We start from the raw sequence: 9494 nt of genomic DNA, 5'->3' as shown, positions 1-9494 counted from the left end.
TATAGATAATAGGCGTTTCCAAGGAAAATTTCCACCGGAGGATAATTGGGATTGCGCTGCGATTGGGCCGGGGATGATCCGTTGATGATTTCGTACCACGACGAGGAATGGGGCGTGCCGGTGCACGATGACCGCAGGCTGGTCGAGTTCCTCGTCCTGGAAGGCGCCCAGGCGGGCCTTTCCTGGCGGACGATTCTCCACAAGAGGGAGAATTACCGCAGGGCTTTCGACGGGTTCGACCCGGTGCGCGTGGCGGCCTACGGCGAAGGGGAGGTGGCGAGGCTACTGGCCGACCCCGGGATCGTCCGGAACCGGCGGAAAATTGCCGCCGCCGTGGAGAACGCCCGCCGATGCCTGGAGGTACGCGTCGAGTTCGGGTCCTTCGACGTCTATCTGTGGAAGTTCGTGGGCGGGGTTTCCATCGTGAACCGGTTCCGGTCGATGTCCGAACTGCCGTCGGAGACAAAGGAGTCCCGCGCGATGAGTCGGGACCTTGCGGCGCGGGGGTTCCGCTTCGTCGGCCCCACGATCTGCTACGCGTTCATGCAGGCGGTGGGGATGGTGAACGACCACCTGGTCCCTTGTTTCCGGCACCGCGATCTGGCGGGATAGAATGGGCGGCGGAAAGGTTCTATGGCCCGGGGGGAAGGGTCCCCCGATCATCGAAACGACCGCGGACTTTTTTCCGGATGGTTCGCACCGCATGAATGAGGGCCCCCGTGGCGACGATCGCCGCGATCGCTTTCCCTTCGTACCGTTTCACGTCCGCCACGAACATCTTGAGCGCGGCGCCGAAGAGGTACCCCCCGGTACCGATCAATGTCGCCCAGAGGAGAGCCGAGATGACGTTCAGGGCCATGAACCGGGCCGCCGGCATCCGGCTCATCCCGAGAAAGAGGGGAGTCACGGTCCGGAACCCGTACACGAACACGAAGCGGAAGCCGAGCGTGATCAGGGTCTGATATTCCCTGACCCATGCCCGGATCCTCTCCGCCCGATCGGTCCAGCCCTTCTTTTTTTCGAGGAACGCCGTTCCCTTCCAGCGGCCCAGGAAAAAAAAGAACTGGTCCCCGGTCAGGCTCCCGGCGAATCCCGCCAGGATTACCCAGGGGAGCTCCAGATACCCCTGGTGGGCGGCGAACCCACCCAGGATCAGGATGACCTCTCCCTCCAAGATGGTCCCCACGACGAGGGCCAAGTAGCCGTATTGGTGGATGAAAAGATCAAGCGTCATTTTGCCGGGATCTGCGGGGGGAACTCGTGCACCGTGGGGGATGCGGTCACCTCCCACATCCCCTTTGCCCGGTTCGTCCCCCCCGAGAAGACCAGGTAACTGTACTTCCCGTAGTGGGGGATCTTGCGGGCCGCCATCGCGGCGGCTTCGGGAGAACGGGAGAGGAAGAGGGCCGCCACCCGCTTCTTGTCGGACGGGTGGGGCAGGACGACGAAGAGGGAGTCTTCCCGGGAGCCGTATTCCGTCCCCCCGATCGAGAACCCGTTGGGGGACACCGAGAGTTCCCGGAGCAGGGCGGGCAGATACTTCTTCCCTCCCGGCAGGCCCAGGTAGAGCACGTCGTGCCCGGCGAGCCGGGAAGGGGGCGTATCCTCTTCCCGGAGGATCCCGATCTTCTCCTTCCCCATGGCGGCGAGGAGGACTTTCGAGGCCTTCCGAATGTCGGCGGGGAGCCCGCGCGCGGCCACGACCAGGAGGTCCGCCGACCCCCGGATCCCGTTGACCGAAGGGGGGATCTCGGTTGCGTCGAGTCGGCGAAACAGATCCACCTCGGGGTCGACGATCAGGCGAAGGGGGCGGGACGCGGACGCCATGGCGAAACTTGTCTCCTTCCCGGGAACCTTGATCACGGTATCTGTTTTTCCGTCGCTCGCGATGAGGTGAAGGGGAACGCTCAGGTTGTAGTACGGCTTTTCCTGCGTGATTCTCCCGGATACCCGCCACCCCTTCCCCGCCCGGTTTGCCCTCACCCCTTGGAGAGCGATGACCGGGGCACCGGGGCGGTCGACCCACTGCCGGAAGAAGCGGGCGAAATCGGCGCCGGAGTTCTTTCCGAACGCCCGGGCGAAGTCGCCCCACGACGCCTCCCGGAACATCTTCTCCCGGGCCACCTCCGCAAGTCCCTTCCAGAACGCCTCGTCCCCGGCCCGGCGCCTCGCCATGTGGAAGATCATCGCTCCCTTGCCGTACCCGATCGCTCTCGACGCGGGACTGTCCCGCCCCGTGAACGAGGACAGGGGGAAGTCGCCTCCGGAGGGAACGAGGGTGCCGTAGTCCCGCAGGATCTGGAGACGGTACTCCCGTCCTTCCTCCGCCGAAGACCGTTCCTTGTACAGGTAGTCGGCCACGTAGGTGACAAGCCCCTCGGACCAGTTCCCTTTTCGGTAATCGACGCGGACCCCGTTCCCCCACCAGGAGTGCGCCACCTCATGTCCGAGACTGGTGCCGAGGAGGAAGGGGAGGCGGACGACGGTGCTCCCGAGCAGCGTGTACGAGGGGAAGCCGTATCCCGTGGGGAAGAAGTTCTCCACCACGGCGAATTTCTCGAACGGGTAGGGCCCGAAAAGCCCCCGGTACAGGTCGAGATACCGGGCGACCGCAGCAAGATATTTCTCCGAGAGGGCGTCGGTTTCCGGGTAGAAATAGGTGAAGAGCCTCGTCTCCCCGGATCCTGCCTCCCGGACGAGGTAAGGACCCGCCGAAAGGGACAGGCCACCGATCGGTTCCCGGGTCTCCCATTCCGACCTCGTCACCTCTCCCGCCGTCTCCCTCCGGACGAGCCTCCCCGCCGTGACCGCCTCGTACCCCGCAGGTCCTTCGACCCAGAGCCGGAACGTCGGCCGGCTTCCGGGGATCTCCGGGTACCACCCGGCTGCGTCGCTCAGGAACGTTCCTCGTTCCAGGATAACCCCCCGTACCCCGTAGCTCGGGTCCTCGGTGTTCACGGGGTCTTCGGGGACGAGGGTACGGAACGAGGCACGGTACGAGATGGTCAGGGAAATATCGCCCTTTCCGGAGAGCCCCGCGGGCAGGGCGACATGCAGATGCTCCCCTTCGAAGATGAAGGCGAGATCTTTCTCCTGCGCGACGACCTTTTCCATCGCGGCGTTCCCGGAAAGGGTGAAAACAAGATTACGCTCCCCTTCGTGCCGCACCGTCACGGTGTCTTTCGCCAGGAGGGTGTGGTATTCCGGATAGAGGCGGATCGCCAGGTCATGATGCACGACCGCCGGCTGTCCAAACGCCCGCGCCGCCGTCAGCAGGAGGAGGAGCAAGCCGACCCCGGCGCGGACCGTGTTCGGGGATTTCGCCATGGTATCCGTTAGAATACACGCTGTTTCCGGAGGATTCCCGTATTCCTTCGGCCTCCTTCCCCGGGCACGAAACGCCCGGAATTTTTTCCGCACCTAAAAAGGATGGGATGCGGCGGGAAAAAATGCGCGGTGGCTAAGTACTCCGTTTCACAAATACGGTTGCATTCGAGCGCCGCTGCATCCGCTCCCGCGGAGTACGCGCTCCTTGCGCTCAGGGGGGACACTCCTGGTGTATACACCGAGAAAAAAAGGAGTGTCCCCCCCCATCCTCAGTTGCGCGCCTCGCTGGCGCGGCGCATCGACGCTCTCGGTGCGACACCGTATTTATGAAGCGGAGGACTAAGGGCGGGAGGTCGTTGCCGGTTGCCCTGGCCGTCCTGTTCCTTTCGGGGATGCTGCTGTTCGCCTCCGGGGGGGAAGGGAAGGACGCGGCAGCTTCCCGCCCTTGCAGGCCCACCCCCGCCGACATCGAAGGGCCCTTTTACAAGCCGGGGGCGCCCGCGCGCACCGTAACCGGCAGCGGGCTCGTGGTCCGGGGCCGGCTCCTCGGGATTCCCGACTGCAGGCCCCTTGCCGGCGGGCGGATCGAGTGGTGGCAGACGGACCGGCGAGGGCGCTACGATGACGGCCACCGGGGGATCCAGACCGTCCCCCCGGACGGCGCGTACCGTTTCTCCACCGATTTCCCCGGCGTCTATCCCGGTCGCCCGCCGCACATCCACTTCAAGGCGGCAGCCCCCGGGTACCGGCCTCTCACCACCCAGCTGTACCTTGGCGGGGGAGAGTCCGAGGTGGAGTTCGACATCGTCCTCGTCCCGGCGAAATGAGGATATCCGGCGGGATCCTTCCCCGCCGGCCGCCCTTGTACGGGAGGCCGTATCCGGGAGCCGCAATTCGTCCGCCGGCAGCGTTTTGCTCCGCCGGACCGCAGGGGGGGATGAGATGAACGTGCTCGTCACCGGGTCGACCGGGTTGGTCGGATCGGCGCTCGTTCGCGAGCTTTCCGGCGGCGGGCACGACGTCACCCGGCTCGTGCGGCCCTCCACGGAAGCGGAGGGCACCGGGGAAGCCCGCTGGGACCCCGAGTCCGGAATCGTGTCCCTGGGCAAGGGGAGGGGCATCGACTCCGTCGTCCATCTGGCCGGGGAGAACATCGCGGGGGCTCCATGGACGCCGGAGAGGAAGGCGACGATCCGGGACAGCCGCGTCAGGGGGACCCGCCTCCTGTGCGATTCGCTCCTGCGCCTCGATCGTCCTCCGGGAACGCTGGTGTGCGCGTCGGCCACCGGGTATTACGGGGACCGGGGGGAAGAGGTCCTCCGGGAGGAGAGCCCGCCGGGGAAAGGGTTCCTCGCCGGGGTGTGCCGGGAGTGGGAGGAGGCCACCGGCGAGGCCGCCCGGAGGGGGATGAGGGTGGTCAACCTGCGCATCGGGATGGTCCTGAGCGCGGAGGGCGGGGCGCTGGCGAAGATGCTTCCGGCCTTCCGGGCGGGCGTGGGGGGCCGGATCGGGAGCGGGAAGCAGTACATGAGCTGGATCGCCCTGTCCGACCTCGTCGGGGGGATCCTTTACTCCCTTGCGACGGACTCCCTTGCGGGTCCCGTGAACGCGGTGGCCCCCGGCCCGGTGACGAACCGGGAGTTCACGAAAGCGCTGGGTCGGGTCCTTGGGCGCCCCACCGTTGCCTTTCTGCCCGCCTTCGCCGCCCGCCTTCTCTTCGGGGAGATGGCGGACGAACTGCTCCTGGCCGGCGCGCGGGTCGTGCCGGCCAAGCTTGTCGCCTCGGGCTACCGGTTCCGCTTCCCGGAACTGGAAGGGGCCCTGCGCCATGTGCTGGGGAAGTAAGGAGAGGGACGAAAATCCTGCGATACGGGAGCTGTTTCCTCTGCCGGCAAACGTGATCGTACGCCCCCGAAATCCCGATCCGCGGTGTCCACTCCTCGAAGCCTTTGGCTCTTCCCCTTGAAAAGACGCTATCGCGCCAAGCCTGACTTGGCTCTCGCCTGTAGTCGATCCGATTGTTCGGTCCCCTGGTTTTGCATCCGTCCTGCGAACGTTCCGGTTCAGCTGCGGGTGCTCAGGAGGTATTCCGGGCGAGCGTTCAGGTTCAACCGGTGGTTGGCTGGCGAAAAGATTTACATTCTCCACTCTGCAACTGGCGCTCCACAATCTTCACAAAATCTCGCTGAAGGCGACACAACATGTCCATTCCTGCAACGTCTTTCCTTGTCGAATATTTCTGTCTGGCTGGCGGAATAGAGAATTGAAAATGCTGCCGAGTAAAACACCATCCAAAAACCAGAGAATAATCTGAATTGTTGAATCTCGTTTCCTATGTCACCGCATTTTGTAGCTTGCCCCGTGGATATAGACCAAAGCATATTGATGGCAGCGTACAAAAAAAACAGATATGGCATCCTCTTCATCCAAATAGGACATCCCCTGAGCATTGCTTGAAATAATTCACTTTGTTTATAATCCTTCGACAATCGTTTTCCTAGAGACACTGCCGGGAACCACACGATGAATATGCCCACATGTAAACCCCATGCGAGATTGCCGAATGGAACCCTTTGCCCAAGGAGTGCATAAAGATGAACAATAAGGCTCAGGAATAGACCAATCGCCGCGAGAATCGAGAAGGGGGTTAGAAGTTGATTCATTGATAATTTCTACTCCGCCGTTTCCCCATAGTCCACCTAACGCTCACGCTAAGCTGCGGGCGCTCACGGATTCCGGAAGGCGGACCGTCAGCTTCAGCCTGTAGTTGGGCAGTCTATTGTGTCCAAAGGCTTGATGCCGTGTCAGCATCGCTGTAACACGACCGCATCATTACGATCCTTTTCAGCCCAACGGCCCGACAAGAAGCACGATTGGCGTCAGCAGGATCAACGTCGTGACGATCCACCAGTTGGCTTCCTCCCTATGCCCCCGTTTTTTTTCAATCACACCTATTACGGTCGTAGCGACGGCTGCGACCATCGCGAGGAACACGATCGCCAAAGCCATGGTTCCGCGGTTCGCGCAACCAAATACAGTTTTCGGGGTGAAGGAAAGCAAGATCAGCGTAGCTGGCGCAATCGAGGGCAGGAACAAATGCCGAAAGAATCTTTTCCTGGACTCCAAAGGTTGTCCCATTTTCACCGTATGCCTTATATGCTTATTGACCTCATGTCTCTATGCCTATATTTCGGCATCGAGGCCACTATGCTTCAATGACGTTTCCCTCCGGATAGACCTGCCCAGCGCTCAGGCTAAGTGCTCCGCTTCATAAATACGGCGACGTATCCGTTCGTGGCTCCCGGTGCCAAGGGGCGCAGCGGGGGGTTCCACGCAGCGGGGGGACATTCCGGGGACAATCCTATTTCGAGTAGTATGTTGAGGAGTGTCCCCCCGAGCGTTGAGGAGTGTCCCGCCGAAAGGCGAAAATTGCGGCGAGCGGAACCGGCAGCGAGCGGGCGAAGGTCGCGAGCGTTTGCTACGAGGAAGCCGCCCGCGAGCCCTTGGCAGCGGGAGGGGAAACGCCCCAGGGCATCGACCCGATACGAGACCGTATTTACGAGACGCAGCACTAAGCTACGGGCGCTCATGCTTTATCGGCAGGCGAGCCGTCAGCTTCAACGGGTAGTTGGGCGGCCTCTTCCTCTCTGCTCATCAGAACGCTTCCCGGACGTACACCTCCTTGCTGATTGGGTTGAGGCCGGACGGCATCACTCAAGACCGCAAAGAGATCCCGCCATTGTTCGGAGGAAAGTCCGCCTAGACTCGTCCCAAGTCGGACCACGACAACCTGCTTCTCGGGATTTACGAAGACGTACTGTCCCAGATGTCCGGCCATCATGGAATACGAACGATCGTGAAGTTGCCGCCAAGCAACACCAGCTCTTCTCCTGTTCTCCGTCTGTGCTCCATATCCCTCCGCTTTCCATGCCGAGAGGATTCCATACCCGCCGTTGTAGATAGGCCGTGATCGTCTCTCCACGTAATGCGCGATGAAGCGCGGTGGCTAGAAGAATGTTGTCTCCGCTCTTGTAGACAAACCGTGTCCCCGGTTCTTCAGCCAACCGGAAGGCGAGCGCTTGGCGCTCAATGCACCTTTCGCAGTAGTACATATACGCATGGATGCCGAACGGGTTATCGTTCTCGGCGTAATCCAAACCCGAGGTCGACAGGAGAAGGTGTCGAAGCGTAACCTTTTCAGGGCGATGCCCGCGGAGTTCCGGGAGGTACCGGGCAATGGGTTCATCGACGGAACCCATCAAGCCGTCTTCCATGGCACAGCCGATGAGGAGCGAGAGTACGGACTTCGTCATCGAGAATCCCAGGGAGATGCTGTCGCGCGTGAATCCGTTGAAGTAGCGCTCATAGAGGAGCGCGTCGTCCTGGATGACCAGGAACGCCAGGGTCCTGTTCCCGCGCAGGATCGCCTCAAGGTGGCCGCATCATGCCCGGGAATGCTCAGGTGATCGGTAACGCGACCTTCCTGTGTCTTGTCGCGAAAAAAAACGCCCGGGGACTCGCCTCGATCTCACGCCCCGGGAAGATTCGGTAGTCTTCGACTCCCGAGCGCCCGTGGAGGAGCATACGACCGTATGTGCCGCACCCGCAGAGCATGAAGATCGTTACGCCGACATTGAGCATCCCCAGCGCGATCCGTCTCCATTCGCGCAAATCTCTCACAACACGGGCAGAGAAATCACGGATCGTTTGAGGTTTTTTCACCAGGAGACCGCTTCGACCACCCAACGTCCGGCTTAAGCTGCGGGGCCAATGGGCAAAGGGCAGTGCTGGTTTTCAGCTTGTAGTTAGGCTTCGTTCACCGATCTCGAACACTTAACTCCAGAACGATTCGCCCCCAGCCACCACATTGAACACCAACGTCAAAGCAGGCAGCGCGCTTGAACCGAATTTCATTCGGATCAACACCAGCGTAGAAGAGTTCATTGGAAGCAAAGATCATCGAGGTTGCCGCGCTGAGCGCGTAAATGCAAACCTTCTTGGGGCAACGTTTCGTGAGGAGATTCCCCGCACCGTCAAAGTAGAATTTGTCCCCTACCTTGTGTTGGCTGTTGCACCCGTGAGATTCCACAACCGTCAGGACGATCGTCTTGTTGAGCAATGCCGGTGCCTTCGAGAGGACATCCTCGTTTCTCGGATTTTCCCGGAATACCTTCATCTCCTCGTCTGTGTAACCAAGATGCGACTTCATCAATTTCCATTTGACCGCATCCCATGCCTTGTCGCGGATGCTCATTGTTTTTTCTCCTTGTTTGTATCGTAAGCCTAACGCTCAGGCTGGGCTGCGGGGCCTCAGGATCTCCCGCAGGGCAGCCGTCAGCTCCAGCCGGTAGTTAGCCAGCCTTTCGAAGCTCCATCGCCCAGGAGGAAAGCGTCCTGTCGCCATCGAGCAGGACCCGCCGGCTCCGATAGGTTCCTTCATCGACCATCTGCAGCCATTCGGTCCCGGAATATCGTCCGTCTTCCGACCGGAACAGGGACAGGATCGAATCCCCTACAATGACGAAGTGGCCCTTCAGGTTCCCAAAGATCCGGTTGCTGGACTTCCAGTGCGTGGAGGTTTTCCCTGTTCCGAACGGCTCGATCTCGTAACTGGTGGCGATCGCCACCGGCTCGTCAAAGAAAACCTTCATGATCCCTTCGTTGACCCAAACCTCCTCCTGGTGCGTAGTTTCCGATTGCCCGACAGTGGAATACCCGTTCCCGTTTTCATCGTAATATTCCCCTTCGGCAACCCAAAAGCCCTCTCTGAGCAGGAAGGTGTGTTTCATTCCTCGGTTTCCTTTCCCGAATAGGGACATCCTTTGTATGCGAAAAAGTGTTACCTATATCTCCTTGACTAATGTGGACCTATCTCTTCAGCCTCTTAATATGCCTCATTCAGCGCATCAATAATCATCTCTTTGGAAGGCATCACCGATGCCCCATAGGTCCGTCACATAAACCCGAAAACCTTGCTGTCAAGAACGAACGGATCGATATCAATGCCGTTAATCTGATTCGGCGACGCACTCTCGTATGCGTTCGATCGTGTTCGGGGTCACCGGACAGCCCTCCGTGTACAGCACCGTCACGTTCAAGATCTTTTTGCCGTTCGATTGCTCTTTTATTTCGCCCCACATCGAAATATCCCTCGGTCCACTTCATAT

9 protein-coding genes are annotated in these 9494 nt (G+C 60.7%); 4 read left to right on the top strand and 5 right to left on the bottom strand.

Features of this window, described 5'->3' with window-relative positions; all coding sequences use genetic code 11:
• The first annotated feature begins 45 nt into the window (after nucleotides 1-45).
• Entirely contained in the window at nucleotides 46-612 is a 567-nt protein-coding gene (locus tag VJ307_02165; GenBank protein HJX72932.1) for a DNA-3-methyladenine glycosylase I, read from the top strand.
• A 19-nt stretch (nucleotides 613-631) separates the two neighbouring features.
• Here VJ307_02165 and VJ307_02160 read toward each other — a convergent pair whose 3' ends face one another.
• Nucleotides 632-1234, bottom strand: a complete 603-nt coding sequence (locus VJ307_02160; GenBank protein ID HJX72931.1) for a DedA family protein — start codon at nucleotides 1232-1234, stop codon at nucleotides 632-634.
• A complete protein-coding gene (locus VJ307_02155) occupies nucleotides 1231-3327 on the bottom strand; it encodes a M1 family aminopeptidase (GenBank protein ID HJX72930.1) in 2097 nt (698 codons plus the stop codon). The genes VJ307_02160 and VJ307_02155 overlap by 4 nt, the downstream gene beginning before the upstream one ends.
• A gap of 356 nt (nucleotides 3328-3683) precedes the next feature.
• Here VJ307_02155 and VJ307_02150 point away from each other — a divergent pair, with 356 nt between their 5' ends.
• Both VJ307_02150 and VJ307_02145 read left to right on the top strand, forming a co-directional pair.
• On the top strand, nucleotides 3684-4154 hold the full coding sequence (locus VJ307_02150; GenBank protein HJX72929.1) for a hypothetical protein: 471 nt from the start codon (nucleotides 3684-3686) through the stop codon (nucleotides 4152-4154).
• A gap of 115 nt (nucleotides 4155-4269) precedes the next feature.
• Nucleotides 4270-5172: a TIGR01777 family oxidoreductase gene (locus tag VJ307_02145; protein HJX72928.1), complete on the top strand. Its 903-nt coding sequence runs from the start codon at nucleotides 4270-4272 to the stop codon at nucleotides 5170-5172.
• 999 nt (nucleotides 5173-6171) lie between these two features.
• Here VJ307_02145 and VJ307_02140 read toward each other — a convergent pair.
• Complete coding sequence (locus VJ307_02140; protein HJX72927.1) at nucleotides 6172-6471, bottom strand: hypothetical protein; 300 nt, start codon at nucleotides 6469-6471, stop codon at nucleotides 6172-6174.
• A gap of 1034 nt (nucleotides 6472-7505) precedes the next feature.
• On the opposite strand from VJ307_02140, the gene VJ307_02135 reads away from it, so the two are divergent.
• A complete protein-coding gene (locus tag VJ307_02135) occupies nucleotides 7506-7793 on the top strand; it encodes a hypothetical protein (protein HJX72926.1) in 288 nt (95 codons plus the stop codon).
• 350 nt (nucleotides 7794-8143) lie between these two features.
• On the opposite strand, the gene VJ307_02130 is transcribed toward VJ307_02135, so the two are convergent.
• Both VJ307_02130 and VJ307_02125 read right to left on the bottom strand, forming a co-directional pair.
• Complete coding sequence (locus tag VJ307_02130; GenBank protein ID HJX72925.1) at nucleotides 8144-8581, bottom strand: hypothetical protein; 438 nt, start codon at nucleotides 8579-8581, stop codon at nucleotides 8144-8146.
• A 97-nt stretch (nucleotides 8582-8678) separates the two neighbouring features.
• Nucleotides 8679-8978 carry a hypothetical protein gene (locus VJ307_02125; GenBank protein ID HJX72924.1) on the bottom strand — a complete coding sequence of 100 codons (300 nt, stop codon included), beginning with the start codon at nucleotides 8976-8978 and terminating at the stop codon, nucleotides 8679-8681.
• Nucleotides 8979-9494 lie beyond the last annotated feature (516 nt).

Source organism: Candidatus Deferrimicrobiaceae bacterium (assembly GCA_035256765.1).
GTDB lineage: Bacteria > Desulfobacterota > Deferrimicrobia > Deferrimicrobiales > Deferrimicrobiaceae > CSP1-8.
Note: the sequence above shows the minus strand (reverse complement) of the source record. Positions and strands in the feature narration are given on the sequence as shown.

Coding starts and splice junctions, on each gene's coding strand:
- VJ307_02160 (HJX72931.1), bottom strand. CDS start 1,234: ATGACGCTTGATCTTTTCATCCACCAATACGGCTACTTGGCCCTCGTC.
- VJ307_02155 (HJX72930.1), bottom strand. CDS start 3,327: ATGGCGAAATCCCCGAACACGGTCCGCGCCGGGGTCGGCTTGCTCCTC.
- VJ307_02145 (HJX72928.1), top strand. CDS start 4,270: ATGAACGTGCTCGTCACCGGGTCGACCGGGTTGGTCGGATCGGCGCTC.
- VJ307_02130 (HJX72925.1), bottom strand. CDS start 8,581: ATGAGCATCCGCGACAAGGCATGGGATGCGGTCAAATGGAAATTGATG.
- VJ307_02125 (HJX72924.1), bottom strand. CDS start 8,978: ATGAAGGTTTTCTTTGACGAGCCGGTGGCGATCGCCACCAGTTACGAG.